Consider the following 26393-nt stretch of genomic DNA (forward strand, 5'->3'; position numbering starts at 1 on the left):
GTTGAGGGCGCGGAACGTCTCCGCCCCTCACTGCCAAAGGAGATTGATCATGAGTCAGAACCAGAAATCCAGTGATACCGGTGACAAATCGGCCAGCGAACGCTTGGCGGCGCTGAAGCTGGCGCTCCAGAACGACCTGCGCGACGCGCCCATCATGGCGAAAGTGGCGCTGGAAAACCTGTTCAACCGCGACGATTCCGATTCCGGACCCGCGGTGAAGTCGGCAGGTCGCGTGGGCCGTCAGCAGGGCAAGGTCTCCGAGCTGACCGCCATGGCCGACCTGAAACCCGGCGGCGCGGATCACCTGCGGCGCATTCTGGAACTGATCGGCGGCAACATGTCGGGCGCTCGCAAGGTCGGCACCGTGCATGACATGCGCTTCGTGATTTTCGACGACGACAAGAAAATCCTGTTCTGCACCGCCTACGACGGCGACTGGGACACCTACATCGAGGACTTTGCTACCAAGATTCCCGACCTGATGGACCTGCTGTTCGCCAACGTGGAAGGCTGGCCCGGCATCCACTCGCCCGAAGTCAAGGACTTTATCGCCAGCCACCAGCTCACCGCCGACGGCTGGTACGTGGACGCGCCCTACCTGACGGTGGTCGAAACCCGCCGCGTACAGGAAAACCAGCAGGCGCTCGAAACCTTTATGGACGAGTACAGCAAGACGGCCAAGCCGGTAGACGACATGAGCGAAGCCGAACTGCGCGCAAGCCAGAAGAAGCTTCAGGAGTTCTTGCAGAAGGTAGGGACCGCCAGCAGCGGGGTTGCCTGAGATGACGCTGTTCAAAAAGCTGCGTGAGCTGGTTCATCACAACGACAAGATCGACCTCGATCTGGACGATATTCAGGCGACCGTCTTGCGCGAGCGGCCCGAGCCCTACTACGGCACCCATGCCATGGTGCGCTTCGACACGGCGGAAGGCGGGCGCGAGCTCCTGAAGCGCCTGCTGCCGCACATCGCCTCCGCCGAGAAGTGGTGGGACGTGAAATATGCCTGGACCGCCGCCGCCATCAGCTACGAAGGGCTGAAAAAGCTGGGCGTGCCGCAAGACTCGCTCGACAGCTTTCCCGAGTCGTTCAAAGTGGGAATGGCAGGCCGCGCTGAGCACCTCTTCGATGTGGGCGAGAACGATCCCAAGCACTGGGAAAAGCCCTTCGGCACCGGACAGGTTCACCTCGCGCTGACCATTTTCGCTGAGAACGAAGAGAACTGGCAAAAGGCCCTGGTCATCGCCGAGCACGAGCTTGAGGCGACCAAAGGTGTGACCTTGCTGATGCGCGAGGATTTCGGCGCGCAGCCCGACAGCCGCAACTCGCTGGGCTACAAGGACATGATCAGCAACCCGGCCATCGAGGGCAGCGGCATCAAACCATTCCCTGGGCAGGGGCCGGCCATCAAACCCGGCGAGTTCGTTCTAGGTTATCCCGGCGAAGCGGGCGTACCTTTGGGGATGCCCAAGCCCGAGGTGCTGGGGAAAAACGGCACCTTCGTGGCGCTGCGCAAGTACCACACCAACGCGGGCAGCTTCAACCGTTACCTCAAGGAAAATGCCGAGTACACCGGCGGCGACGCCGAGCTCTTGGCCGCCAAACTGGTCGGACGCTGGCGCAGCGGCGCGCCCCTGACGTTGGCTCCCAAGGAAGACGACCCCGAGCTGGGCCACGACCCCAACCGCAACAACGACTTCACCTACAAAAACGACCCGGAAGGGTTGGAAGTGCCGCTGGGCTCGCATATCCGCCGCATGAACCCGCGTGACACCAAGCTGGAACTGCTCACCGACGTGAACATCCACCGGATTATTCGCCGCGCCACGGCGTATGGCCCCGCCTATGACCCCAAGGCCGACAGCCTGGCGGAAGACAAGGTCGAACGTGGCCTGTACTTCATCTTCATCAGCGCCAAGGCGATGGACACCACCGAGTTCCTGCAAAAGGAATGGATCAACAAGGCGAACTTCATCGGACAGGGCAGCGAGCGCGACCCGATTGTGGGCCTCCAGGACGAAGACCTGACCTTCACCCTGCCCAAAGAGCCGGTGCGCCAGCGCCTGCGCGGGATGGACACGTTCAACGTGCTGCGCGGCGGCGAGTACCTCTTCATGCCCAGCCTCTCGGCGCTGAAGTGGCTGAGTGAACTGAAGTAAAGCCGCTGAAGGTTCAAGCCCATTCAACAACAGGAGGAAGTATGAATTACGTCAAATATACCCCGAACATCGAAGTCAAGCAGCCCAACGAGGACGAGCAGATCGACAAGATTGTCGAGATGATGCACGCGGCCAACGTCAAGGCCTTCGACAAGCACCGCCACGGCATCCGCGACGCGCACGCCAAGCAGCACGGCACGGTGGTCGGCACGCTGGAAATTCCCGAACTGCCTGAGCACCTCGCCCAGGGCCTGTTCGCCAAGCCCGGCAGCTACCCGGTGGTCATCCGGTTTTCCAGCGCGCCCGGCGAACTCAAGGACGACAGCGTGCCGGTACCGCACGGCATGGCCGTCAAGGTGATCGGCGTGCCCGGCAAAAAGATTTTGCCCGACAAGCAGGACGAAGTGACGCAGGACTTCCTGATGGTGACCATGCCGGTCATTCCCTTCGGTGATGTCGAGCAGTACCTGAAGATGCAGAACGTGGTCGCGTTGCAAGACAGCACCTCGGAAGAAGGGCAGCGGGCCTTTGCGGCGCTCGCCCGTGGCGGGCAGAAGGTGCTGGGTCTGCTCGGCATCAGCGACCCCACGCTGGACGGCATCGCTGCCGAGAACGAGCACCTGCTCGGCCAGACCTACCACACCATGGCGGCCATTCGTTACGGCGACTACATCGCCAAAATCAGCGCCGCGCCGCTCTCGCCCGAAGTGAAGGCGCTCGAAGGTCAGATTCTGGACACCAAGAAGAGCCCTTCGGCCCAGCGTGACGCTCTGGTAGACTTTTTCCACAAGCACGGCGCCGAGTACCAGCTGCGCGCCCAGCTGTGCACTGACCTCGAAAAGATGCCGATTGAAGACGCCTCGGTCGAGTGGGACGAAAAGCTCTCGCCCCAGCAGCCGATTGGCCGCCTCATCATTCCGCAGCAGGAAGCCTACAGCCCGGCCCGGCGCGTCTTTTCCGACGACAAGCTGGAGTTCAACCCCTGGCACGCCCTGCCCGAGCACCAGCCGCTCGGCTCCATCATGCGCGTGCGTATCAAGGCCTACGAATCCTCCACGGCCTTCCGTCACGCCATGAACGTGCAGCCGCGCGTGGAACCCAGGGACATCAGCGAAATTCCGCAGTAAGTCCTGGTTAAAGAAGGGCGGGCCACTGAAGTTATCCGGTGGCCCGCCCTCTTCTTTTTTACATTTAGTGCCGTGAGGTCGTGTCGCGGTCCTCGTCGCCGCTGTCGGGCAACTTGGCGGGCGCTGGGGCCTGCGTGTCCGCCGCTTGCGCGACCCGCAGCAGCTCGCCACTGACCAGCTCACCTCGCAGCCGCAGCAAGTCAGGGCGGAAGTAGCGGTCCTCGGTCAGCGTGGGGACGAAGGTGCGGACATATTCATACGCTGCCTGTACGCCGCGTCCCGCCCGCAATTGCTGGAAGTCGAGGCCCTGCGCCGCGCACAGCAGTTCGATGCTCAGGACGGTCTGCACATTCGCCACGATCTGCCGCAGCTGCCGCGCCGCGTGGGCGCCCATGCTGACATGGTCTTCCTGATTGGCACTGGTGGGAATGGAATCCACGCTCGCCGGATGGCTCAACACCTTGTTCTCGCTGACAAGCGCGGCGGACGTGTACTGCGCGATCATGAAACCGCTGTTGAGGCCGCCATTGGGCGTCAGGAACGCCGGCAGGCCCGAGAGCGCCGGGTTGAGCAGTTGCTCGGTGCGCCGCTCGGAAATGCTGCCGAGTTCGGCCACCGCGACCTTGAGCGCGTCGATGGTAACAGCCAGCGGTTGCCCGTGAAAATTGCCGCCGGAAACGACTTCACCCGTCTCGGGAAAAATCAGTGGGTTGTCGGTCACCGAGGCGAACTCAACGGCCAGCACACGCTCGGCCTGCGCTAGCGCGTCCCACGTCGCCCCGTGCACCTGCGGCACCGCCCGCAGCGAGTAGGCGTCCTGCACCTTGCCGTCGCCGGTCAGGTGGCTGGGCGCAATCTCGGAACCGGCCAGAAATTCGCGCAGCTCGGCGGCCACCGCCAGCGCGCCGGGGTGCGGGCGCAGGCCCACCACGTCGGGCTGAAAGGGCCGGTGCGAGCCGTAGCGGGCCTCCACCGTCATGGCGGCGGCGAGGTTTGCCGTCCCCAGCAGCACCTGCGCGTCGTGCAGCGCCAGCGCAAGCAGGCTGCCCATCAGCTGCGTGCCGTTGATAAGGGCCAACCCCTCTTTGGCCTGCAACTGCACCGGACTCAGCCCGAGTTCGGCCAGCACGTCGGCGGCGGGGCGCACCTGTCCCTGATACTCGATGTCGCCCAGTCCGATCAAACCGAGGGCGAGGTGGGCCAGCGGCGCGAGGTCGCCCGACGCGCCCACGCTGCCCTGCGACGGCACGACCGGCAGCGCGTCGGCGTTGAGGAGTGCAAGCAATAGTTCCACCACTTCCACGCGCACGCCCGAATGCCCCAGCGACAGCGACTGCGCCCGCAACAGCAGCATGCCGCGTACCACTTCAGCAGGCAGCGGCTCGCCCATCCCGATGGCGTGCGACACGATCAGGTTGTGCTGAAGCTGCGCGAGTTGAGAACGGTCGATCTGCACGTTCTCGAACTTGCCGAAGCCGGTGTTGACGCCGTAGATGGGCGTGTCGCCCTCCACGATTTGTTCGATGACGGTGCGGGCTCTGGCAATGCGCTCGCGGGCGGCAGCGGACAGCTCGACTTGTTCGCCGTGCCGCACGACGGAAATGAACTGCTCCAGGTTTAAATCTCGGTCCAAAATCATAGTTGAGCTCCTGCCAGATAAACTTCGGCCACCGCGTTGCCGCCCAGCGTATACGCCACCTCGCGCCAGTCTTGGCCGTTCAGCACGAGGAAATCGGCGCGTTGCCCGGCGCTGAGGCTCCCCCGGTCGCTCAGGCCCAGGGCGTACGCGGCGTTGACGGTGCAGGCGCTCAGGGCTTCGGCGGGCGTCAGGAGGCACAGCCGCACCGCGAGCGCCAGCGCGAGTTGCGTGCTGAACAGCGGCGAGGAACCGGGGTTAAGGTCGGTGCCGATGGCGACGATGGCCCCTGAGTCAATGAGTTGTCTTCCGGGCGCGGCGGGCAAGCCGAGGTGCAGCGTCACGCCCGGCAGGATGGTCGCCACTGTTTCGGAGGCAGCCAGGGCGGCAATCTGCGCCGCGCCACTCGCTTCGAGGTGATCCACGCTCAGCGCCCCGACCTCGCACGCCAGTTCAGTGCCGCCGATGGCGTGGAACTGGTCGGCGTGCAGCTTGACCCGCAGCCCGTGCGCCTGGGCCGCCGCGAACATTGTGCGGGTTTCCTCGACGCTAAAGGCTTCTTTTTCGCAGAACACGTCCAGCGCTTCCGCCAGCCCCTCGCGGGCCACCTGCGGAATCAGCTCGGCGCAGACACCCACCACGTACTCGGCGCGGCCCTCTTGCGGCGGAACGTGGATGAGGAGCGTGGGCCGCAGCTCGAACTCGGCTTGCAACTCGCGCACCGCCCGCAGCATCCGCAGTTCGGCGTCAAAGTCGAGGCCATAGCCGCTTTTGACTTCGGTGGTTGTGGCGCCCGAAGCCCGCAGCGAGGCGAGGCGGGGACGGGCCAGCGCGACCAATTCAGCCACGTCCGCCGCAGCGGTGGCCCGCATGGTCGAGCGGATGCCGCCGCCCCGCGCCAGAATTTCTTCGTAGGTCGCGCCCTGCAACTTGGCTTCCCAGTCGCTCAGGCGGTCGCCCGCCCAGACCGCGTGGGTGTGCGGGTCAACGAGGCCCGGCACAACGGCCCGCCCGCCGAGATCGTGGACATGGGTAGCGGTTGGGGCTGCGGCGCGGGGGCCGACCCACTGAATCACGCCACCCCGCACGAGCAGAGCCGCGTCCTCAATGATGTGAAGGTCGCCCATCGCCGCGCCGCGCTGGGGGCCGGGCCGGGGCGTGGCGAGCTGGGAAATTCCGGTGTAAAGCGTCTCAGACATGGTCGAACACCTCGCACAGCGTCTCCATCACCAGCCGCGCCATTAGCAGTTCGCTGCGGCCCGTCGGGTCGAGGTTGGGGGCGAGTTCGACCAAATCGAGGCCCACCACCGTATTATTCGCCGCCGCTGCCGCCAGAATCTTCATGCCCTGCGCGTAGGTCAGGCCGTCGGGCTCGGGGCTGGACGTGCCGGGAATCACGGCGGGGTCGAAGCCGTCCACGTCCACCGAGAAATACACGTTCTGGCCGCGTGGCAGCTGGGCCAGCACGCCCGCGAGGTCGGCGGTCACGTCGTCCATCGGAATGATTGTGTGGCCCCGCGCCCGCGCCGCCGCCACCGCCTCCGGGTCGAAGCGCAGCCCGCGCAGGCCGACGGTGGTGATGTGGACGAGGTTGGGCAGGGCTTCGCAGGCGCGGCGAAAGGGGCTGGAGTTGCTCCATTTCGTGTCGTTGCGGGTGTCGGTGAAGTCGAGGTGCGCGTCGAGCTGCACGACGTGAAGGTCGGGCACGTCGGCAAAAGCGCGCAGCAGCGGATAACTCACCGAGTGGTCGCCGCCGAGAAACACCGGCACCCGGCAGCGCCCCCGCACCTGCCGCGCCGCCTCGGTGATGCGGTCGTGGGCGAGTTGGGGTTCAAGCGAGGGCAAAATCACGTCGCCCGCATCGGCAAAAGTCACGCCCTGCAAGCGGGTTTTGCCGTCCAGACCGGTGAAGGGGGGCACGCTGCGCAGACTCGCCTCCCGCAGCGCACGCGGGGCGAAACGGGCGCCGGGGCGAAAGCCGAGGGCGATGTCGAAGGGGACGCCGAGGGCGGCCACGTCCGCCTGCCAGTCGCCGTCCGGTTGCACCAGCGGGGCGCGGGCGAAGGTCGGAATGCCGCCGTAGGGCAGGTGGGCCGGCCCGCTCATGGGGTCACGCCCGTTTCGACCCAGCCGCGCAGGGTGTTCCAGGCCTGCGCCGTCTGCCCAGGCGTAAAGCCGCAGTGCGCCGTCGCTTGAAAGCCCAGCGCTTTGGTCGGAAAGCGGGTCGTGGCGGTGGGCACCAGTGCCTGCGCGAGCTGGGCGCTGTTGCCCGCCGACGCCACTATGGAACGCAGCCAGCCCTCATGCTCGGTGGGCACCAGTGGGTCGTAAGCGTTATGGAGGGTGTACAGCTTGCCGGTGAAGTGGCCGCTCGGCGTCCAGCGTTCCTGCACCCGTGCCAGGGCCTGTGGGTCGGCGGCGTACCGCTGAATCTTGCGGTTCAGCTCAGCATTTTCGGCGTCGCTGAGCAGCGGGCTGTGGTAGACGGTCGCGCGGTTGTCCACGAACACGCCGCCCGCCTGCGCCCAGAAATCCTCGGCGCCCGTGAGCTGGGTCAGCAGCACCGAGCCGAGGGTGCCGATGTCGCTCTGCGCCTGCACGCCCGGCACCGCGCTCGCCGTGCGCCGGATGATCAGGTCGGCCTCGCCGCCGGGCCGCAGCACCGCCGCCGAGTAGAGCCGCAGCAGCGTCAGGCCAATCTTGTTGACGCTGCCCCCCGCGTTGCGCGTCACGTCCTTCACGCCGGGCAACTCGTAGGCGCTGCCCGCTGCGAACACGTTGTAGAGCGCCCGAATGTGCGTGGTGTAGTTCAGCTCCGGCACCCAGCCGCCCACCACGCCGCAGGCTGCCAGCGCTCCGGCGAACTGCTGTGGGTGGCGTTCCAGCGCGAGCTGCGCGATGCTGCCGCCCTCGGAAGCGCCCGCCACATACGCCCGCCGCGCGCCCAGTGCCGTCAGCAGCCGCGAGAGGGCCGCCGTGCGCTCGATGCCGCTTTCCACCGCGAAGCCGCGCTTGTCGTAGGCGCTCTGACCCACCGCCAGCCCCTGCGCGTAGGCAGCGGGCAGCAGTCCGCCCGTCTCGTCGTTCGCCACCGGGTCGGCGGGGATGTGGTCGGCCTCCGGTGAGACAAAGGTGTAGCCGTGCGCGAACACCAGCGATTCCTGATTCCAGTGCGCCGGAAAGCGCAGGACGAAGGGCGCGCCCGCCAGTTGACCACTCGCCAGCGTGCCGCCGTCGGCCTGGGGCTTGAGCTGAAGGCCGGTCACCGCCTGCGTACCCCGCAGTCCCGCGAAAGCCTGTTGCAGCCGGACAAATTCCGGGCCGGGCTGGGCGGCTTGCTGGGTCGGGGCACAGCCAGAGAGCAGCAGGGTCAGGCCGAGGGCAGCGCGCAGCGACATGCGCCGAGGAGAGCATGTCGGCGTGGCGACAGGGTGAGGCCGGGGGTCAGCCACGTGGCCCCATTCACTCACGCGTGATCCTTGATGCCCAGACTCGGCAAGTCAATACCGCGCTCGCGTGCCACGTCCAGCGCGTGGTCATACCCGGCGTCGGCGTGACGGATGACGCCCATGCCGGGGTCGTTGGTCAGCGCCCGGCTCAATTTTTTGGCAGCTTCATCTGTGCCATCCGCCACGATGACCAGCCCGGAGTGCTGCGAAAAGCCCAGGCCTACGCCGCCGCCGTGATGAAAACTCATCCACGAGGCGCCCGACGCGATGCCCACGCCAAAGTTCAGCAGCGGCCAGTCCGACACGGCGTCCGAGCCGTCCTTCATCGCCTCCGTCTCGCGGTAGGGGCTCGCCACGCTGCCCGCGTCCAGATGGTCGCGCCCGATGACGATAGGGGCCTTCACGCGGCCATCTTTCACCATGTCGTTGAACAGTTTGGCGGCCCTGTCGCGCTCCTTGTACCCCAGCCAGCAGATGCGGGCGGGCAGGCCCTGAAAGGCGATCTGGTCGGCGGCGTAGGTCAGCCAGGATTGCAGCCGCTCGTCTTCGGGGAACAGCTCCAGCAGCGCCTTGTCGGTCGCGTAGATGTCCTGCGGATCGCCGGAGAGCGCCACCCAGCGAAAGGGGCCACGCCCCTCACAGAAGGAGTCGCGGATAAAGGCGGGCACGAAGCCGGGGTAGCTGAAGGCGTCCTCCACCCCCGCCTCAAAGGCGCGCTGGCGCAGGTTGTTGCCGTAGTCGAAGGTGACGGCGCCGCGCTTTTGCAGCTCCAGCATGGCGCGGACGTGAGCCGCCATCGCCGCGTAGGCCCGCTGGCGGTACTCCTCGGCGTGCTCGGAACGCAGCTTGCCCGCGTCCTCGTCGGCATTCACCGGCGGAATGTAGCCCCACATCGGGTCGTGGGCGCTGGTCTGGTCGGTGAGGAGGTCGGGCGTCCAGTTCATTTCCACGAGCTGCGGCACCAGTTCGGCGGCATTGCCCTGCACGCCGATGGAGCGGGCGACGCCCTGCGCCTTGTAGCCTTCAGCGCGGGCAATCGCGTCTTGCAGATTGTCGGCCACCTCATCCAGATAGCGGGTTTCGAGGCGCTTCCGGATGCGGGTGGGGTCAATTTCGATGGTGATGCTCACGCCTCCGGCCAGTTTGACTGCCAGTGGCTGCGCCCCGCCCATCCCGCCCAGCCCGGCGGTGACGGTAATCGTGCCCTTCAGTGAGCCGCCAAAGTGCTTTTGCGCCGCGCCCGCAAAGGTCTCGTAGGTGCCCTGCAAGATGCCCTGCGTGCCGATGTAAATCCAGCTGCCGGCGGTCATCTGGCCGTACATCATCAGGCCGGCCTGGTCGAGTTTGTCGAAGGTTTCCCAGTTGGCCCAGTGCGGCACCAGGTTGGAATTGGCGATCAGGACGCGCGGCGCCCACTCATGCGTCCGCAGCACCGCCACCGGCTTGCCCGACTGCACCAGCAGCGTTTCGTCGTTCTCTAGCCGGTCGAGCGTCGCCACGATGTGGTCGAAGGCTTCCCAGTTGCGCGCCGCCTTGCCGCGCCCGCCGTAGACGACGAGGCTTTCGGGGTGCTCGGCCACCTCGGGGTCGAGGTTGTTCATCAGCATTCGCTTGGCGGCTTCCTGAATCCAGCCTTTGGCGGTTTTGTGCGGGCCACGCGGGGCGCGGACGGTGCGGGGTTCGTGGGTGGTCATGGAAATCCTCCGGGGCCAGGGGGGGCTGACTTATCGGTACTGGCCTTATGTAGGTGACGCCTCATCGTCCTCTGCGAGGCCCGTCCCCACAAGCCGACTTTCCGCACTATCCGGAAAAGCGGCTATCCTGCCGCCATGCCCCGCACCCTCGCCACCGTCGAACAGGCCGTGCGGGTGCTGGAATATTTCGACGCCGACCACACCGAGTGGACGCTGAGCGACCTCGCACGGGCACTCGCCCTGCCGACCTCCACCCTGCACGAGCAGCTCAGCACCCTGACCGCCAGCGGCCTGCTGCGGCGCACCGGGCGGGGGCGCTATCAGCTCGGCTGGCGGCTGCTGAAACTCAGCTCGGCGCTCTACGGGTCGCTGCCCTGGTACTCGCTGGCCCACGCCGAAATGGAGCGGCTGGCGCGCGGCACCGGGCTGCTCGCCTTCGTCTCGGTGTTGCAGGGCGAGCAGGTGATCTGCATTGCCCGCAGCGTGCAGGGGCGCGGCGGGGCAGCGGTGGAGGGCGAAACCCGTTTCGAGCTGCCGCCCCACGCCACTGCGAGCGGCAAGCTGCTGTACGCCTACGCCGGGCTGCCGCGTCCCGCCGAGCCTCTCTACACCCCGCGCACCTGCTCCTCTGACTGGCTGGAGGAGGCCGCTCACGTCCGCGCTGCCGAACTCGCCGCCACCGAGGACGAGTGGGCGCTCGGCACCAGCAGCCTCGCCGTGCCGCTGCGAGCTGCGGGGGGCGAAGTGCTGGCCGCGCTGGGCGTCAGCTTGCCCACGCCGAGGTTGCGCGAGCGCGAGGCCCTGACCCGACGCCTGCACGACGCGGCGGCGGAGGTGGCGTGGGCGCTCGGCGCGCGGGGACGCAACGGTGAGGGTTTGGTCAGCCCCATGCATTGACCTGCGCCGGGCACGTGCCGGACACTGACGCTCAGGCATGACCGAAGCGTTCAACCTGCGCCTGTGGCTCGAGGGACTCGATCCCGGGCTGCTGCATGTCGCCACCTTTTTGCTGATGCTGCTCGAAGGCGCGGGCGTGCCCGGTATTCCCGGCGTGCTGCCCATGATCGCGCAGGTGGCGGCCATCAACGCCGGGCACACCACCCTGGCGGCGGCGGTGTTCTGGGGCACGCTGGGCAACTGGCTCGGCGCCCTGCTCGGCTACGCGGTGGGGCGCTGGGGCCTGCGCTGGCTGCCCGCGCGCTGGCTCAGCCGCCTCGAAGGCGAACGGACCCGCACCCTGCTGGAGCGCTGGGGTGGGCCACTCCTGATCGTCGGGCGCGTGGTCGGGGCGCTGCGGACGCCGGTCACGCTGGTGTCGGGCATCGTTCACTATCCCCTGCTGCCCTACGCCGCCTACAGCATGGTCGGCGCCCTGCTGCACGTCGGCGTGTGGCAGGTGCTGCTGTGGAAATTCGGCCCCGTCATCCTGACCGAGCTCGAGCGCTGGGGCCGCGAAATCCTGCTCTACGCGGCGCCGCTGCTGCTGCTCGCCCTGCTGGGGCACTGGCTGTGGCGGCGTGGGCGGCGCCGGGCCGTTCCGCCCGAAGACTCGGTCCTCGAACTTGCGGAGGAGGAAGCGGCCCACCCTCCACGTTGAACAGGCGGGCGGTTCAGCGAGTCTTCGTCACCTTGCTCAGCAGCGGGGGCCGGTCGGGGTCGAGGCCGCGTTCCAGCGCCAGATGCGCCACAAAGAGGTAAAACGCCAGCGTGCTCGTCACCGGGTCGGTCAGCGGGTGGCCGCCCAGAGGCGTGGGCAGGTCGGCGCCCGCCACCGGCCCGAGCAGCCGCAGGTCGGCGCCCGCTGCGCGCAGGTCGTCGTAAGCCTGCCGGGTCGCCTCCCAGGCGGCGTCGGCGGACGCGAAGCCCAGCAGCGGCAACCCCTCGGCCAGCAGCCGCTTGGGGCCGTGGCTGAACTCGGCGGCGCTGTACGCCTCGGCGTGAATGCCGCAGGTTTCTTTCAGCTTGAGTGCCGCTTCCTGCGCGACGCCGTAGTGGTGCCCGCGCGCCAGAATCAGCAGGTTGTCGGCAAAGCGGTAGCGCCCGGCAAGTTCGTGGGCCGCGTCTTCCAGGGTCAGTGTGTGCGCCAGTTGCTCCGGCAGCGCGTCCAGAGCGCGTTTCAGTGCTTCGTCCCCGGTCAGCTCGGCAAGCACGGGGAGGAAGGCACACAGGCTCGCCAGATAGCTTTTCGTCGCCGCCACCGCTTTTTCCGGGCCGCAGCGCAGCGGCAGGGTGAACTCGGCGGCCTCAGCGAGCGGGCTGTCTTCCACGTTGACGAGGGCGACGGTCAACGCGCCGCCTTCGCGCGCCATCCGCACGTTTTCCACCACGTCGGGGCTCGCGCCGCTTTGCGAGACGGCAATGACCAGCGCTCCGGCAAGGTCCAGCCGCGCTCCGTAGAGCGTGTGCACGCTCGGCCCCAGCGAGGCGACCGGCAGCGAAAGCTGCGTTTCCAGCGCGTATTTGAGCACCGTGCAGGCGTGGTCACTGCTGCCCCGGGCGATGGTCACGGCGTAGGCGGGCTGGCGCTCCCGTATGGCGTTAGCGAGCCGGGCCACCGCGTCCTGGTTCTCGTTCAGCAAACGGCGGACCACAGCGGGCGCCTCGCGCATCTCGCGCAGCATCAGGGGTTCGGCAGGGGCAGCGGAGGCGTCAGGAGTCATGCGCGTACTCTACGGGCTTGGCGCATTTTCCCGGCGCCCGCTATGCTGCCCCTCACGTCATGACACTTGTCCAGTACCAAGGCAACCTGCTCTCGCAAACGCGCGAGTGGACCAACCTGCACGATGAGGAACTGCGCCGCCGGGCGGTCAAGGCGGCAGGCGAGAAGGACAGCCCCGCGCTCGTCTCGCTCGCGGTCGCCTACCTCGGGCACCAGGGCGGCAGCGGCGTGCTGAGCAGTCCGCGCACGGTGGAGGCGTATGCACTCGGCGTGCGGCAGTTCGTGGCCTACGCGACCGAGCAGGCGATCAACCTGCTGCGGCCCGGGCGCCACGACGCGCAGGGCTATGTCAACGCCATGCTCGCGGCGGGGCGCGCTCCGGCGGGCGTGCAGCTCAAGGTGGCGGCGGCGGGCTGCCTCTACCGCGCCCTGCGCTGGGCGGGGGCCACCGAGGCCGACCCCTTCCGCGACGTGAAGGTGCCCAAGGACCGCACCCCCGGCATCGTCAAGCGCCCGCCCTACAGCGAGGACGACATCGCCGACGTGATCGAGCAGGCCGACGTGCAGGCCAAATTCCTGCTGTTCCTGACCGCGCACGCCGGGCTGCGGATCAGCGAGGCGCTCGCGCTGGAGTGGCAGGACCTCGACGAGAGCGCCCGCCGCATCCACGTCCGCAGCGGCAAGGGCCGCAAGTCGCGCATCGTCGCCATGAGCAGCAGCCTGGGCCGCGCCGCCCGCGCTTACCGCACCCAGTTCGCGCCCGGCGGCCCCGAGCACGACACCGGACACCGCACCACCCCGCCCGAGCGCGTCTTCCGCTACGCCAGCGTGATGACCGCCCGTTACCACATCGAAAAGGCGTTCAAGGCGGCGGGCGTGCCGTTTCGCGGCTTTCATCCGGGGCGCAAGTACGCCGGCACCAAGCTGCTGCGCCAGATCAAGGATTTCGGGCGCGTTGCCGCCCACCTCGGCCACGAGAGCGTGGACACCACCCGCCGGGGCTACGCGCAACTCGCCGCCGACGACCTCAAGGAAGACCTCAGCGGCTGGTGATAATGACTGCGATTGAATCCCGCTGGTTTGGGATTCAATCCGAACGGAGTGAGAAGCAGCAAAAGCGGATTTTGGGAAATGGACCCGCATCCGGTGCCGTCCCGGATGTGGGGGAATTGGACGAAATCCGTCTCAGTCCCTGTGGACGCCTCAGCGCCGCAGCAACTTGACCGCCCGCACCACGTCCGAGGGCGTCACCGCTTCGCCGGGGCGGGCGCGGCAGCCCAGAGCGTACTGTTCGAGCAGCCCTTCGCCCGCCGTGTCCAGGGCGCTGCGGACGGCGGCGAACTGCGTCAGGATGTCGTGGCAGTCGCGGCCTTCCTCCACCATCTTCTGAATCCCGCGCACTTGCCCTTCGATGCGGCGCAGCCGCTTGAGCAGCTTTTCTTCCTCGGGGCCCAGGGGGGGAGCGGCGGTGGGAGCAGCATTGGTCGTCATCGGGAGTCTCCAGCGCACGGAAAAACGGGACAAGGCCATGGATGAGGGCGGTGGGGGTGCCGTGCCCGCACCCGTCGCCGCGTGTCCGTCTCATGGTCGCTGCAAATGCACTCTGCTGCAACTGCCGGGGTCACGAACGTCTGGGCAGGGAGCGGGGAAGGAAGGGCTGCGTCGCCGTTCTTGCCGGTAAGAACCGTTCCTCTATGCGGCACATCCCCAGTCTTCGGAAGCCTTGACGCCCCGCTGACAAAGCCCCGCCACACTCGGCGACGTATGAAGAAGACCCTGCTGGGCCTCAGCGCCCTTGTCATGATCAGCACCGCCGCCGCCCAGGGCGCCATCACCGGCGCGGGCGCGAGCTTCCCCTATCCCCTGTACTCCAAGATGTTCAGCGAGTACAAGGCGAGCAACGTCAACTACCAGTCGGTGGGCTCGGGCAGCGGCCAGAAGCAGATTCTGGAGCGCACCGTGGACTTCGCGGGCAGCGACAACCCCATGACCGACGCGCAGCTGGGGAGCGCCCCCGGCACCCTGCTGCACGTGCCCACCGCCATCGGCGCCGTGGTGCCCGCCTACAACCTGCCCGGCGTGACCAAGCCCCTGAACTTCGATGGCCCCACGCTCGCCAACATCTACCTCGGCAAAATCAAGACCTGGGGTGACCCCGCCATCGCCAAGCTCAACCCCGGCGTGACCATTCCCCCGCTGCCGATCACCGTGGCGCGCCGCTCCGACGGCTCGGGTACCACCTTCGTGTTCTCGGACTACCTGAGCAAAGTCAGCGGCGAGTGGAAGAGCAAGGTCGGCGCGGGCAACAGCCTTCAGTGGCCCGTCGGCACCGGCGCCAAGGGCAACGACGGCGTGGCGGGCGTGGTCAAGGGCACCCCCGGCGCCATCGGTTACGTGGAACTGGTGTACGCCAAGCAGAACAAGCTGTCCTTCGGCGCCGTGAAAAACCGCGCGGGCAAGTTCATCCTGGCCGATAACGGTCCCGCCAGCAACGCGGCTCTGGGCGTGGTCATCCCCGCCGATACCCGCGTCAGTCTGACCAACAGCGCCAACGCCGGCGCTTACCCGATTGCCAGCTTCACCTACCTGATTTTCTACAAGGATCAGAAGTACGGCAACCGCACCGAAGCCCAGGCCAAGGCGCTCAAGAACCTGCTCACCTACGTCGTGACCAGCGGCCAGCAGTACAACGAAGGCCTCGACTACGCCAAGCTGCCCAGCAACGTGGCGGCCAAGGCCAAGACCATCATCAACTCGATGAACTACGGCGGCAAGAAGCTCTGATGGCCTGCCGGGCAGGGGAGAGCGCCGAAGACCGCTCTGCCCCGCCTGGAAAGCGCTCAGGGTCCAGCTCAGTGCAGCCAAGCCAAAACAGTGTCACAGCAAAGTGTCACAGAAAAAGGGGGGATGGTTTCCGAAGTGGAACCGCCCCCTTTTCGCTTGGCCCGCTGCCTGACCCGGACACCGTATGACGCCTGGCTGACCTGCCGCTGACAAAAAGGCCCCGACCCACGCGCGCCATGACGCAGAGCTGACCGTTGGCCTGTCAACTGTGGGCACCCTATGGAGGACTTCCACCGCCATGATTGAACCTGTCAAATCCCCACCCCAGCTTCCGGGCCGGCTGTCGAGCCGCAGCGACCGGGTCTTCGAGATCGTGATTCTGCTGCTCGCTTCGATCATCGCCCTGATCTTCGTACTGAGCGTCTACCAGCTCGGCAAGGAGTCGTGGCCGGCCTTGCAGAAGTTCGGGCTGAACTTTTTCACGTCGCGCACCTGGAACCCGGTCAACGGGGAGTTCGGCGCGGTGTCCATGATCGCGGGCACGCTGATCACCAGCCTCGCCGCGCTCGTCATCAGCGTGCCGCTCGCCATCGCCAGCGCGCTCTTCGTGGCCGAGTACGCGCCCAAGTGGCTCGCCAATCCGGTGGGCTACCTGATCGAGCTGCTCGCCGCCGTGCCGAGCGTGGTCTACGGCCTCTTCGCGCTGTTTGTCATCGCGCCGCTGCTCGCCAAGTGGCAGGCCACCTTTTTCGACAACCTGCACTACCCCGAGCGCTTCGCCCTCTTTACTAAATGCTCGCAGCTGTGGGCCGAGAACCACTCCTCGCTTCAGTGCTTCTTCGTGCCCAACGGCGGCGCCGGACGCGGGCTCGCGCTCGCCATTATCATTCTGACGGTCATGATTTTGCCCTACACCGCAAGTGTGGCGCGTGACGTGATCCGGCTGGTGCCCGCCGATCAGCGCGAGGCGATGTACGCGCTCGGCGCCACCAAGTGGGAAGTGATTTCCCGCGCCATCTTGCCCTACGCCCGCGCCGGCATCATGGGCGGCGTCATCCTGGCGCTCGGGCGCGCGCTGGGCGAAACGCTCGCCGTGGCGATGGTCATCGGCGACAGCCAGGACGTGATTCGCAGCCTGTGGGGCAACGCGAGCACCATGGCGTCGGTTATCGCCAACCAGTTCGGCGACGCGCAGGAAACCATTCACCGCTCCAGCGTGGTGACGCTCGGCCTGACGCTGTTTTTCCTCAGCGTGCTCGTCAACTACCTGGCCCGCATCATCATCACCCGGCTGACGCCGAAAGGAATTCAGCAGTGAGAAGCATGACGACGACTGCTGCCCCCCCCACCCGCCCGGCAGGCCTGAGCACGGGCCGGCGCCTGAACAACCTGCTGATGGGCGCGCTCATCGTGCTCGCCACCGCCGTCGTGGTCGCCCCCTTGATTCTGATTTTCGTCTACCTGCTCAAGGAAGGCTTTACCGCCATGTTCGGCATTCAGGACGGCAAGCTCAGCACCGCCAACCTGAACTTTTTCACCCACGTCCCTGCGCCCGAAGGCGAAACGGGCGGCGGCATGAAAAACGCCATTCTCGGCAGCCTGGAAATGCTGGCGATGGCCTCGGTCATCGGGGTCGGCGTGGGCGTGGCGGGCGGCATCTTCCTCGCCGAGTACCCCCGCCACCCGCTGATGCCCACCATCCGGATGCTCAGCGACGTGCTGGCCGGGATTCCCGCCATCGTGATGGGGCTGGTCGCCTACGGGCTGCTGGTGCTGACGATGGGCCACTTCAGCGGCCTCGCCGGGGCGCTCGCGCTGGGCTTCCTGATGATTCCCATCGTGGTCCGCACCACCGAGGAAGTGCTCAAGCTGGTGCCGCTGACCGTGCGCGAAGCGGGGCTGGGCCTCGGCCTGCCCAAATGGCTGGTCACGCTCAAAATCGTGCTGCCTGCCGCCGCCGGGGGCATCATCACCGGCGTGATGCTGGCGCTCGCCCGCGTGGCCGGGGAAGCCGCGCCGCTGCTCTTTACCGCCTTCGGCAACAACCTCGTCAACCTCGACCCCACCAAGCCGATGAGCGCCCTGCCGCTGGAAATCTACCGGGGCGCCACCTCCGCCTACGACGAAAACCAGCGTATGGCGAAGGCGGGGGCGTTGCTGCTGATTCTGCTGATTTTCGTCACGAGTATGCTCGCCCGGCGCTTCAGCCGCCGCAAGTAATCAAATTGGGGCGCGCTGCACCGGCCCCCTCTTTCCAAGGAGTTCCCCATGACCAGTCCCCTCCTCCTGAGCGCGCAAGACGTGAGCATCTACTACGGCGACAAACAGGCCGTCAAAAACGTGAATCTCGATGTGCGCCCTGGCACCGTCAACGCCTTCATCGGGCCGTCGGGCTGCGGCAAGACGACCTTCCTGCGGGCCATCAACCGCATGCACGACCTGACCCCCGGCGCCCGCGTGACCGGCAGCATCCTGCTCGACGGGCAGGACATCTACAGCCCGAGCGTGGACCCCGTCGCCATGCGCCGCCGCGTGGGTATGGTGTTTCAAAAGCCCAACCCCTTCCCGACCATGAGCGTGTTCGACAACGTGGTGGCGGGCCTGAAACTGACCGGCGTGAAAAACCGTGACCACCTGATGCAGGTCGCCGAGCGCTCCCTGCGCGGGGCCGCGCTGTGGGACGAGGTCAAAGATCGCCTGAACACCCCCGCCACCGGCCTCTCGGGCGGGCAGCAGCAGCGCCTGTGCATCGCCCGCGCGCTTGCCGTGGAGCCTGAAATTCTGCTGATGGACGAACCGACCTCGGCGCTCGACCCTGCCAGCACCGCCAAGATCGAGGACCTGCTCGGCGACCTGAAAAAAGTCACCACCATCATCATCGTGACCCACAACATGCACCAGGCGGCGCGCGTGTCGGACACCACCAGCTTCTTCCTGGTGGGCGACCTGGTCGAACACGGCCCCACCGATCAGGTGTTCACCAACCCGCGCGACGAGCGCACCGAGGCCTACGTGTCGGGGCGGTTCGGATGAGCGCCGGTTCGCTGGGAGGCCGCTCGCGCCTCGACGAGCAGCTCGAGCGCATGACCGCCGATTTTCTCTCCATGCAAGACACGCTCGCCGGTCAACTGCGGGCGCTGCAAGCCGCGTTCGCGCAGGGCGATACCAGCGTCCGCGAGGAAGTCGAGCGTCTGGACCGCGACATCGACGCCGCCAACGCCCGCATCGAGGGTGAGGCGCTGCACCTACTTGCCCGGCAGTCGCCGGTGGCACACGACCTCAAGCTGACGCTGCTGATTTTGCAAAGCACCCCCGACCTGGAACGCGCCGGAGACTACGCCAAGCACGTGGCGCGCCGCCTGTCTGCCCTGCGCGCCGGAACAGCCGGCCACCCGTCCGAGTTCGCGCAGGCGCTCGCGCTGCTGCTGCAGATGGCGACCACCCTGCGCGCCGCCTCGTCCCCGATGAACGCCGCTCTCGCCCACGAGGTGCGGGCACTCGACGATCAGGTGGACGCGCTCTACGACCGGGCGGTCGAGCAGGTGCTCGCCGGGCGTCCCGACGCCGCGCTCGCCGACACCCTGGAAGCGAGCCACGCCTGGCGGGCCGCTGAGCGTCTGGGCGACCACCTCGTCAACGTGGCGCAGCGCACCGAGCGCCTGCTCGCCCGCCCGGCCCCGAGCGACGCCCCGGCCTGAGCTTTCGCGCCCCCACGTCCTCTTCCTGCGCTCCTGTGCCGGGAAGGGGATTTGCTTTGCCGCCCAAACCGCCCACAAATCCGACCCGACCGACATTTTGTTTACCCACCGGGGGTATTCTTCTCCGGTTGTGACACAGCAGAGGCCCGCAGGCCGGGAAAGGCCGGGCCGCCCTGCACGTCCCTTGCCGTTTCGCCTGCTCCCCGAGGTTTCCCCATGACTGACCTGCTCGACCTGCTCCGTTCGCCCTGGCCCTGGTGGGTGGGCGGCCCCCTGATCGGCCTGACGGTGCCGCTGCTGCTGTGGCTGGGCAACAAATCGTTCGGCATTTCCAGCAACCTGCGCCACCTGTGCGCCATTGCGCTGCCCGAGGCGGCCAAGCCGCCATTTTTCCGCTATGACTGGCGGGCCGAAGGGTGGAATCTGGCCTTCGCGCTGGGGTTGGTGCTGGCCGGGGCAGTGTTCGGCGGCCTGCTCGCCAACCCGCAGCCCACGCACCTGAGCGCCGCCGGAGTCCAAAGTCTGCACGACCTCGGCGTGGCGGTGCGGCCCGGTCTGGTGCCCGCTGAACTCACTGACCTGCGTCATCCCGGCGTGTGGGGGCTGCTCGCCCTGAGTGGCCTGCTCATCGGCTTCGGCACCCGCTATGCGGGCGGCTGCACCAGCGGTCACGCGATTACCGGGCTCAGCACCCTGCAACTTCCGAGCCTGATTGCCACCGTCTCCTTTTTCGCCGGGGGCATCTTCAGCGCCAACGTGCTGCTGCCGCTCCTGTTCGGCGCCCTGGGTATCGGAGGGCTGAAATGACGAGTATTCCCGACGTTCACACTCCGGCCAAAGCGCCCGTTTCTCCCGCCCGGCAGGCGACTGGCCTGCTCGCTTACCTCTTCGCCGGGCTGTATTTCGGCATGGTCCTCGTGAAGTCGGAGGCGGCGAGCTGGTACCGCATTCAAGAAATGTTTCGCTTCGAGTCCTTCCACATGTTCGGGCTGATCGGCTCGGCGGTGGTGACGGGATTGATTTCGACCGCGCTGCTGCGGCGCTTCGGGCACACCCGCAGTGGGGAAGAAGTCGCCGTCAAGCCGAAAGACCGGGGCTGGGTGCGCTACGTGCTCGGCGGGCTGACCTTTGGCCTCGGCTGGGGGCTGGCGGGGGTCTGCCCGGGGCCTATCTTCGTGCTGATCGGCGCTGGGGTGTGGCCGATGCTCATTACCTTACTGTTCGCTTTGCTCGGCACCTACCTCTACGGCCTGCTGCAACAGCGGTTGCCGCATTAAGCTGTGGCCCACAGCATTTCCCTTTCCCCCGGAGGACCCCATGAGTGACATCCTGACCTGTACCCACTGCCAGGCCAAAAACCGCGTCGGTGCTGTGCCCGCCGGACAGGTGCCGAGCTGCGCCCGCTGCGGCGCCGCGCTGCCCTGGCTGCACGACGGCACCGACGCGACCTTCGAGCAGGACCTTCAGACAAGCGTGCCGGTGCTGGTGGACTTCTGGGCGCCGTGGTGCGGCCCCTGCCGCGTGATGGGGCCGGTTCTCGAAGACCTCGCCCGCGACCTGCCCGGCAAGGTGCGGGTGGTGAAGGTCAACGTGGACGAGAACCCGCGCACCGCCGCCCGTTTCGAGGTCCGCAGCATTCCCACGCTGCTGATGTTCAAGGACGGGGAAGAGGTGGACCAGATGGTCGGCGTAACCCAGAAGGCGGCGCTGCGGGCGCGGGTGGAACACCTCAACCAGCTTTCCTGAACGGCGCTGCTTCGCTGGCTGCTGGAAGTCAAAACCGGCTTGTTTGGTTATGCTATTTACATAACCACTCCTCGCGTGTAGACTCAAAGGTGAAAACCACCACCTTCTCTGTTGCCCCGAGGTTCCCATGCTGGTTGAAACCAAGATTGTAGGCCGCCGCACGCCGTTCGAGCGCAAACCCTTCGACCTGCCCGCTGGGCCGCACACCCTGCGGAGCCTGCTTACCCACCTCGTCGCCGGGGAAGTCGCCGCCTATGAAGAGCGGCAGGGCAGCGTCGGCGTGCTGCGGGTACTGACCGAGCAGGAACTTTTGAGTGGCGCCGCCGCCGGCAAAATCCAACTGGCACCGCAGGAGCGGGGCGGCGTGGTCACGCCTGAGGAGGCGACCCGCACCGCCCTGCGCGCCTTTGAAGACGGGCTGTACTACGTCTTCGTGGACGACGAGCAGGTGGAAACGCTTGACGAAACCGTTGCCCTACAGCCCGACAGCACCCTGTTGCTGCTGCGCCTGACCGCGCTGGCGGGGGGCTGAGCATGGCCGGGGGTCTGGACCTCACCGAGTATTTCCGCCAGTACGAGCAGCCCTGGCAACCCGACTTCGCGGCCCGTCTCGCCGCCGCGCCCGAGTCGGTGCAGGGCTGGGTGCAGGCGCGGCTGACCGAGGGAAAAACCTGGCCCGCGATGCAAGAGCAGGCGCGGGTCTGGAGTGAGGCTTTACTCAGCGCTTCCCCGGAGGAATTGCGGGCGCTCACCGGCGTTCTGTTTCCTCAGTTTCCTGAGCTGGCCGCCCGCGCCTACCGCACGGTGCTCGAAACGCGGCCCTACACGCGGGGGCTGCTGCGCCGCGCCTTTCGCGCCGGGGCGCAGGGAAACGACGCCGAGCGCGGTGGGGCCGCCGCCGGGTGGCTGTGGAGCCTCTGGACGCTGCTGCGGGCCTACCCGGAAGGCGTGCTGTGGGTGGCGGAGGCGGCGGGGCTGTTCGAGGCTTATGAGAGCCGCCTGCTGGGGCCACTGCTCGCGCAGGCGGTGAGTGAGGGAGATGCGGGCGTCCTGCAACTGCTCAAGGACACCGCCAGCACCCAGCACCCCGTCGCCCGGATGGGGCGGCACGTGCCGCAGGCGCTCCTCGGCAGCGACGACCCGCAGGCGTGGGAGTATGCCCGGCAGTTGCTGCTCGCGGCGCAGCGGCAAGAGGGGCTGCGACAAGTCATCCTCGAAACGGTGGACGAGGCACACCCCGGCGCTTTTCCCCTTTTCCTGAACACGGTGCTCGATGAAGACCTGCTGCGCTTTGCTGCGGTGCTGCGGGCCGCCTGCGTGTGGTACGGCCTGGGCTACGACGTGACCGACATGAAAAAGGTGCGGCAGTTGCTCACGCTGGCGCGGGGCTATCTCGAAGACGCGGCGCAGGTGACACAGGCCGTGAGCAGCGGCAGCGGCGAGGAAGTCTATATGGCGCTCTACACGCTGGGGATGCGCGACGCGGACGAGGCCGCCGCGCTCGCCCGGCCCCTGCTCACCGACCCCGACCCCGCGCGCCGCATGGCCGCCGCGCAGTTTCTGAGCGCCGCGCACTTGCTCCAGTCCGCTGACCTCGCCCGCCTCCTTGCCGATGAAGACCTGCGGTTGGGCGCGGTGGCATTGGCCCCGGGCTCGTACCCTTCCGGCTGGGTTACCCCTGAGAACACGAACCCCCTGACCTTCGACGCGCTGCGGGCCTACGCCGAGCGTCTCTCCCGCGCGCCCCGGCACGACCCGCTGCTCTTTCCCTGGCTGGGCGACGTTCCCGACCGCGCCAGCGTGACGGATGGGCTGGTCGCCGTGCTGCCTCCCGACGAACTCGGGCGCATCGTGCCGCACCTGGGCGAGCTGTCCCCCGGCGGCAAAAGCTTTCTGCTCGCGCGGCTCCGGGCGCTGGCCGAGCGGAGGGACAGGGGAGAGACGGTTCGCCTTCCCGACGATACACGCTTCATCCTGCTGACCCTGCTGCAAGACCGCAGCAGCGCCACGTCGCAGGAAGCGGTGACGACCCTCACGGCGCTGAGGCTGGAGCTGTCGGGCGAGGAGCGCACGCTCGCCCACGACCTGCTGCGGCGCAAATCCGCCGACCTGCGCCGGGGACTGATTCGCCTGCTCGCGGCGGACCCCGCCCAGGGCGCGGCGAGCGCGGCGGCGCTGCTGGCCCTCAAAAGCACCGAGCAGCGGCAGGCGGGATTGCAACTCCTTGAAGAAGTCGGCGGCCTGCCCCCCGCCGATTTTCAGCCCAAAAACGTTTCGGAAGCGACGCTCCTCGCCAAACTCGCCGCGCCGGAGAGCCAGCTCACCCTGAACAACGGCCTGGGCCTCTTCGACCCGCAGGACCTCAGCCAGCCCCAGCCGCTGCGCCCGTCTGACAACGACTTCGTGGCCGACGTGGAGCGCGGCGCGGAGCTCCTTCGTTCGCTCGACGACTTTCTGGCCGAGCACGCCGAAACCCCGGTCTCGGGCACCGGCTGGGACGGCGAAACGACGGAGCTGCTCACGAATCTGTCGCCCTACTGGCTGAGTGCGAGAGTGGGGCGCGACATGCCGCTCGCCGGGCTCTGGAACGGCTGGTGGGCGGCGCGGGCCGGCGCGCAGGAAGGCGACCTCACCCGGATGGCCTGGGCGCTGGGGCACCGGGTCGACCGCACTGAGACGACCGAAACCGAGCTGCTTCAGGAATTGAGCGAGGGCGGGGACACCTCCCCGGAACAGGAACACGCCCGCCTCCTGCGCCAGCGCCTGATTCAGCAGACCCTGCACGCCGTTCTGGGGCCACCCGTTCCGCTCAAGCTCGACCGGGCGCCGCTTATCGAGCCGGTGCTGGACTACCTGTCCACGCAAGAGCTGACCGAAGTGGACACCGGGATGCAACTGGACGCCTGGGAAAGCGCGCTGAGCCGCCTGCCAAGCGATACGCCCCTGCTGAAACTGGGGGAGGAGCGGTGGCAGGTCGAAGACCCGCGCTCGCTGCTCGGTCCCCTGGTTCTGCAAGGCATCGAGCTGGCGGCCCTGCCCGCCGAGCAGTTCCAGCAGCTCTGGCGAGTTCAGTTGCACCACCATGCGGCCTTTCCAAACCTGCCCCGCCTGCGGATGTCCGCCGAGATGCTCATTCTCGCCGAGCGCGCGGGGCTGGCGAACCGCGCCGACCTGCTCGACCTGCTCATCGGGGAGCGGAACGCCGGCATGGGGGACGTGTATTACGGCAATTCCTTCGACGACTTGCGGAGCTATACCCGGCGCAAGCTGTCCGACCTCCTGCCGACCTCGCCCGCCTGGATGCAGGCCGTGAACGACGCCCGTGACCGCGTGCTCGCCGTCGAGCTGGAGCGCGGCGACCTCGAAACGCCCGCCACCCTGCCCGCGCTGGCGCTGCAAAGCGTGAGCGGCGCGGCCCGGACGCTGCGGCTGCTGGCCGGCCTGGGTAAACAACCGCTCCGGCGCGGGTACAGCGGCCACAGTCTGGGCAAGGACGCGACCTTCAGTCACCTGCTGCGGGTGTCGTTTCCTGACCCCGGCGACACCGCCCAGACTGTGCGCGAGCAGGCGAAAACCCTGGGGCTGAGCGACCCCCGGCTGCTTGACCTCGCCATGTTCGCGCCGCAGTGGGCCGAGCTCGTCAGCGGCGCGGTGGGCTGGAAGGGGCTGGCGGACGGCGTGTACTGGCTGCACGCCCACACCCGCGACTCTCAGTGGAGCGTGCCGACGGACATCCGCGAGGCCTGGGAAGCCGAAATCAGCGAGCGCACGCCGCTGCGCCCCACCGACCTCACCGAGGGTGCCGTGGACGTGGCGTGGTTCCGGCGGATGCACCGCGCCCTGGGCCGCGCGCACTTTCAGACCTTGCTCGGCGCGGCCAAATATGCGTCGTCCAGTGGCGGGCACAAACGCGCCGAACTGTTCGCCGCGGCCATTCTGGGCGAGGTGCCGGAAGACACCCTGCTCGCCCGCATCCGCGAAAAACGCAACCAGGACGCGGTGCGGGCGCTGGGGCTGCTGCCGCTGCCGAAGGGCAAAAAGGCCGCGCAGGTGCTGGAGGCGCGTTACCTCACCCTCGTCACCTTTCGCCGCGAGACCCGGCAGTTCGGCGCGCAGCGGCAGGCCAGCGAGCGCCTCGCCGCCGACATCGGCCTACAAAACCTCGCCCGCAGCGCCGGATACGCCGACCCCCAGCGCCTGATGTGGGCAATGGAAGCGCGCATGGCCCCCGACTGGCAGCAGGTGGTGACCGCCGATGGGGTGACCGTGAGCGCCGAACTCGATGGGGCGGGCGCAGCGACCCTGCTCGTCCGGCGCGGCGAGAAGCCCCTCAAGACCCTGCCGCCCGCACTCAGAAAAAACCCCGAGGTGCTCGCGCTGCGTGAGGCCGTCAAAGACCTCGCCGCCACCCGCACCCGCATGCGCGCGGCCCTCGAAGAAGCGATGGTGCGCGGCGACCACTTCACCCCCCAGGAACTCCGCGACCTCGCGCGGCACCCGATCATCGCCCCGATGCTCGGGAGTCTGGTGTGGGTGCTCGGCGAAGGGCCGCTGGGCTTCTGGGAAGACGAAAGCCTGCGGACGCTGACCGGAGAACTCCCGCTGGGCGACCAGGCCCTACGCCTCGCACACCCGCACGACCTTTTTACTGGCGGGCAGTGGCGCGAGTATCAGGCGGCAGTGCTTAAGCGCCAGCTCACCCAGCCCTTCAAGCAGGTCTTCCGCGAGTATTACCCGCTCACCGCCGCCGAAAAAACCGCCCAGCGCAGCGTCCGCTACGAGGGCCACCACGTTCAGCCTGTCAAGGCCGCCGCACTCCTCAAGGCGCGGGGCTGGGTCAGCATTTACGACGAAGGCACCCGCAAGACCTTCCACGACGAGGGCCTCAGTGTCTGGATTGACGATGCGCTTAGCGCCGGCACCCCGAACGAGGTGGAAGGCCTGCCGCTGCACGCCGCCTATTTCATGCGGGTGGGCGAGGCGCAGCCCCTGCCACTGGCCGCCGTTCCGCCCCGGCTGTTCAGCCAGGTCTTGCGCGACCTCGACCTCGTGGTGAGTGTGGCCCACGTGGGCGGCGTGGACCCCGAAGCCTCGCAGAGCACGGTGGAAATGCGCGAAAGCCTGCTGCGCGAGACTCTGCGCCTGCTGAAGCTGAAAAACGTGCGCCTCGAACACGGACACGCCCTGATCGACGGTCACCACAGCCGCTACAGCGTGCACCTCGGCAGCGGCACCGTTCACCGCCAGCCGGGGGGCTTCCTGTGCATCGTGCCGGTTCACAACCAGGCGCAGGGCCGCCTCTTTCTTCCCTTCGCCGACCCCGACCCGCGTACGGCGGAGGTGGTAAGCAAGGTGCTGCTGCTCGCCGAAGACCGCAAGATTCAGGACCCGACGATTCTGGAACAGTTGCGCTGAGTGGGGGCGTCCGGGGCCTGCGCCATCTC

The 26393-nt window shown here is 67.6% G+C and carries 23 protein-coding genes; 16 read left to right on the forward strand and 7 right to left on the reverse strand.

Features of this window, described 5'->3' with window-relative positions; translation table 11 throughout:
* The first annotated feature begins 49 nt into the window (after positions 1-49).
* Genes DR_RS14320 through DR_RS14330 form a run of 3 tightly spaced genes read left to right on the forward strand, consistent with a single transcriptional unit; the run spans position 50 to position 3283 of the window.
* The gene (locus DR_RS14320; protein WP_051618841.1) at positions 50-781 is read left to right on the forward strand and encodes a hypothetical protein; all 732 of its coding nucleotides are present in this window, start codon (positions 50-52) and stop codon (positions 779-781) included.
* 1 nt (position 782) lies between these two features.
* Positions 783-2156, forward strand: a complete 1374-nt coding sequence (locus tag DR_RS14325) for a Dyp-type peroxidase (RefSeq protein WP_027479749.1) — start codon at positions 783-785, stop codon at positions 2154-2156.
* A 41-nt stretch (positions 2157-2197) separates the two neighbouring features.
* Positions 2198-3283 (forward strand): catalase family protein, encoded by a 1086-nt coding sequence (locus DR_RS14330; RefSeq protein WP_010889406.1) that lies wholly within the window; start codon positions 2198-2200, stop codon positions 3281-3283.
* A gap of 64 nt (positions 3284-3347) precedes the next feature.
* Here DR_RS14330 and hutH read toward each other — a convergent pair whose 3' ends face one another.
* The 5 genes from hutH to hutU form a co-directional block, all read right to left on the reverse strand.
* Positions 3348-4922 carry a histidine ammonia-lyase gene (hutH, locus tag DR_RS14335; RefSeq protein WP_010889407.1) on the reverse strand — a complete coding sequence of 525 codons (1575 nt, stop codon included), beginning with the start codon at positions 4920-4922 and terminating at the stop codon, positions 3348-3350.
* A complete protein-coding gene (gene hutI, locus DR_RS14340; protein ID WP_010889408.1) occupies positions 4919-6118 on the reverse strand; it encodes an imidazolonepropionase in 1200 nt (399 codons plus the stop codon). The genes hutH and hutI overlap by 4 nt, the downstream gene beginning before the upstream one ends.
* Positions 6111-7025 carry an arginase family protein gene (locus DR_RS14345; RefSeq protein ID WP_010889409.1) on the reverse strand — a complete coding sequence of 305 codons (915 nt, stop codon included), beginning with the start codon at positions 7023-7025 and terminating at the stop codon, positions 6111-6113. Before DR_RS14345 ends, hutI begins: the two co-directional genes overlap by 8 nt.
* A complete protein-coding gene (locus DR_RS14350) occupies positions 7022-8317 on the reverse strand; it encodes an alpha/beta fold hydrolase (RefSeq protein WP_027479750.1) in 1296 nt (431 codons plus the stop codon). Before DR_RS14350 ends, DR_RS14345 begins: the two co-directional genes overlap by 4 nt.
* Before the next feature lie 68 nt (positions 8318-8385).
* On the reverse strand, positions 8386-10062 hold the full coding sequence (gene hutU / locus DR_RS14355; RefSeq protein ID WP_010889411.1) for a urocanate hydratase: 1677 nt from the start codon (positions 10060-10062) through the stop codon (positions 8386-8388).
* 135 nt (positions 10063-10197) lie between these two features.
* On the opposite strand from hutU, the gene DR_RS14360 reads away from it, so the two are divergent.
* Complete coding sequence (locus tag DR_RS14360) at positions 10198-10959, forward strand: IclR family transcriptional regulator (protein ID WP_010889412.1); 762 nt, start codon at positions 10198-10200, stop codon at positions 10957-10959.
* Between the two features lie 37 nt (positions 10960-10996).
* Complete coding sequence (locus DR_RS14365; protein WP_010889413.1) at positions 10997-11659, forward strand: DedA family protein; 663 nt, start codon at positions 10997-10999, stop codon at positions 11657-11659.
* 13 nt (positions 11660-11672) lie between these two features.
* Here the strand turns inward: DR_RS14365 and DR_RS14370 are convergent, their stop codons facing one another.
* Positions 11673-12722, reverse strand: coding sequence for an SIS domain-containing protein (locus tag DR_RS14370; protein ID WP_010889414.1), 1050 nt, complete (start codon positions 12720-12722; stop codon positions 11673-11675).
* Positions 12723-12781: 59 nt separating this feature from the next.
* Between DR_RS14370 and DR_RS14375 the strand changes: the two genes are divergently transcribed.
* Positions 12782-13774 (forward strand): tyrosine-type recombinase/integrase, encoded by a 993-nt coding sequence (locus DR_RS14375; protein WP_027479751.1) that lies wholly within the window; start codon positions 12782-12784, stop codon positions 13772-13774.
* 150 nt (positions 13775-13924) lie between these two features.
* Here DR_RS14375 and DR_RS14380 read toward each other — a convergent pair whose 3' ends face one another.
* Complete coding sequence (locus tag DR_RS14380; protein WP_034349861.1) at positions 13925-14212, reverse strand: metal-sensitive transcriptional regulator; 288 nt, start codon at positions 14210-14212, stop codon at positions 13925-13927.
* Between the two features lie 273 nt (positions 14213-14485).
* Here DR_RS14380 and pstS point away from each other — a divergent pair, with 273 nt between their 5' ends.
* From pstS to DR_RS14430, 10 genes are all read left to right on the forward strand, one after another.
* Complete coding sequence (pstS, locus tag DR_RS14385) at positions 14486-15505, forward strand: phosphate ABC transporter substrate-binding protein PstS (protein WP_027479753.1); 1020 nt, start codon at positions 14486-14488, stop codon at positions 15503-15505.
* Between the two features lie 298 nt (positions 15506-15803).
* Positions 15804-16823, forward strand: a complete 1020-nt coding sequence (gene pstC, locus DR_RS14390) for a phosphate ABC transporter permease subunit PstC (protein ID WP_027479754.1) — start codon at positions 15804-15806, stop codon at positions 16821-16823.
* Between the two features lie 5 nt (positions 16824-16828).
* Positions 16829-17725 carry a phosphate ABC transporter permease PstA gene (gene pstA / locus DR_RS14395; protein WP_010889419.1) on the forward strand — a complete coding sequence of 299 codons (897 nt, stop codon included), beginning with the start codon at positions 16829-16831 and terminating at the stop codon, positions 17723-17725.
* A 48-nt stretch (positions 17726-17773) separates the two neighbouring features.
* Entirely contained in the window at positions 17774-18538 is a 765-nt protein-coding gene (gene pstB / locus DR_RS14400) for a phosphate ABC transporter ATP-binding protein PstB (RefSeq protein WP_010889420.1), read from the forward strand.
* Positions 18535-19203: a phosphate signaling complex protein PhoU gene (gene phoU / locus DR_RS14405; RefSeq protein ID WP_010889421.1), complete on the forward strand. Its 669-nt coding sequence runs from the start codon at positions 18535-18537 to the stop codon at positions 19201-19203. The genes pstB and phoU overlap by 4 nt, the downstream gene beginning before the upstream one ends.
* A gap of 216 nt (positions 19204-19419) precedes the next feature.
* Positions 19420-20010: a YeeE/YedE family protein gene (locus DR_RS14410; protein ID WP_010889422.1), complete on the forward strand. Its 591-nt coding sequence runs from the start codon at positions 19420-19422 to the stop codon at positions 20008-20010.
* On the forward strand, positions 20007-20480 hold the full coding sequence (locus DR_RS14415; RefSeq protein ID WP_010889423.1) for a YeeE/YedE family protein: 474 nt from the start codon (positions 20007-20009) through the stop codon (positions 20478-20480). The genes DR_RS14410 and DR_RS14415 overlap by 4 nt, the downstream gene beginning before the upstream one ends.
* Before the next feature lie 40 nt (positions 20481-20520).
* On the forward strand, positions 20521-20949 hold the full coding sequence (gene trxC / locus DR_RS14420; protein ID WP_010889424.1) for a thioredoxin TrxC: 429 nt from the start codon (positions 20521-20523) through the stop codon (positions 20947-20949).
* 127 nt (positions 20950-21076) lie between these two features.
* Positions 21077-21481 (forward strand): hypothetical protein, encoded by a 405-nt coding sequence (locus DR_RS14425; protein ID WP_227086044.1) that lies wholly within the window; start codon positions 21077-21079, stop codon positions 21479-21481.
* 2 nt (positions 21482-21483) lie between these two features.
* A complete protein-coding gene (locus DR_RS14430) occupies positions 21484-26364 on the forward strand; it encodes a DUF4132 domain-containing protein (RefSeq protein WP_010889426.1) in 4881 nt (1626 codons plus the stop codon).
* The last annotated feature ends 29 nt before the right edge of the window (positions 26365-26393 follow it).

Source organism: Deinococcus radiodurans R1 = ATCC 13939 = DSM 20539 (genome assembly GCF_000008565.1).
GTDB lineage: Bacteria > Deinococcota > Deinococci > Deinococcales > Deinococcaceae > Deinococcus > Deinococcus radiodurans.

Coding starts and splice junctions, on each gene's coding strand:
- DR_RS14320 (WP_051618841.1), top strand. CDS start 50: ATGAGTCAGAACCAGAAATCCAGTGATACCGGTGACAAATCGGCCAGC.
- DR_RS14325 (WP_027479749.1), top strand. CDS start 783: ATGACGCTGTTCAAAAAGCTGCGTGAGCTGGTTCATCACAACGACAAG.
- DR_RS14330 (WP_010889406.1), top strand. CDS start 2,198: ATGAATTACGTCAAATATACCCCGAACATCGAAGTCAAGCAGCCCAAC.
- hutH (WP_010889407.1), bottom strand. CDS start 4,922: ATGATTTTGGACCGAGATTTAAACCTGGAGCAGTTCATTTCCGTCGTG.
- hutI (WP_010889408.1), bottom strand. CDS start 6,118: ATGTCTGAGACGCTTTACACCGGAATTTCCCAGCTCGCCACGCCCCGG.
- DR_RS14345 (WP_010889409.1), bottom strand. CDS start 7,025: ATGAGCGGGCCGGCCCACCTGCCCTACGGCGGCATTCCGACCTTCGCC.
- DR_RS14350 (WP_027479750.1), bottom strand. CDS start 8,317: ATGTCGCTGCGCGCTGCCCTCGGCCTGACCCTGCTGCTCTCTGGCTGT.
- hutU (WP_010889411.1), bottom strand. CDS start 10,062: ATGACCACCCACGAACCCCGCACCGTCCGCGCCCCGCGTGGCCCGCAC.
- DR_RS14360 (WP_010889412.1), top strand. CDS start 10,198: ATGCCCCGCACCCTCGCCACCGTCGAACAGGCCGTGCGGGTGCTGGAA.
- DR_RS14365 (WP_010889413.1), top strand. CDS start 10,997: ATGACCGAAGCGTTCAACCTGCGCCTGTGGCTCGAGGGACTCGATCCC.
- DR_RS14370 (WP_010889414.1), bottom strand. CDS start 12,722: ATGACTCCTGACGCCTCCGCTGCCCCTGCCGAACCCCTGATGCTGCGC.
- DR_RS14375 (WP_027479751.1), top strand. CDS start 12,782: ATGACACTTGTCCAGTACCAAGGCAACCTGCTCTCGCAAACGCGCGAG.
- DR_RS14380 (WP_034349861.1), bottom strand. CDS start 14,212: ATGACGACCAATGCTGCTCCCACCGCCGCTCCCCCCCTGGGCCCCGAG.
- pstS (WP_027479753.1), top strand. CDS start 14,486: ATGAAGAAGACCCTGCTGGGCCTCAGCGCCCTTGTCATGATCAGCACC.
- pstC (WP_027479754.1), top strand. CDS start 15,804: ATGATTGAACCTGTCAAATCCCCACCCCAGCTTCCGGGCCGGCTGTCG.
- pstA (WP_010889419.1), top strand. CDS start 16,829: ATGACGACGACTGCTGCCCCCCCCACCCGCCCGGCAGGCCTGAGCACG.
- pstB (WP_010889420.1), top strand. CDS start 17,774: ATGACCAGTCCCCTCCTCCTGAGCGCGCAAGACGTGAGCATCTACTAC.
- phoU (WP_010889421.1), top strand. CDS start 18,535: ATGAGCGCCGGTTCGCTGGGAGGCCGCTCGCGCCTCGACGAGCAGCTC.
- DR_RS14410 (WP_010889422.1), top strand. CDS start 19,420: ATGACTGACCTGCTCGACCTGCTCCGTTCGCCCTGGCCCTGGTGGGTG.
- DR_RS14415 (WP_010889423.1), top strand. CDS start 20,007: ATGACGAGTATTCCCGACGTTCACACTCCGGCCAAAGCGCCCGTTTCT.
- trxC (WP_010889424.1), top strand. CDS start 20,521: ATGAGTGACATCCTGACCTGTACCCACTGCCAGGCCAAAAACCGCGTC.
- DR_RS14425 (WP_227086044.1), top strand. CDS start 21,077: ATGCTGGTTGAAACCAAGATTGTAGGCCGCCGCACGCCGTTCGAGCGC.
- DR_RS14430 (WP_010889426.1), top strand. CDS start 21,484: ATGGCCGGGGGTCTGGACCTCACCGAGTATTTCCGCCAGTACGAGCAG.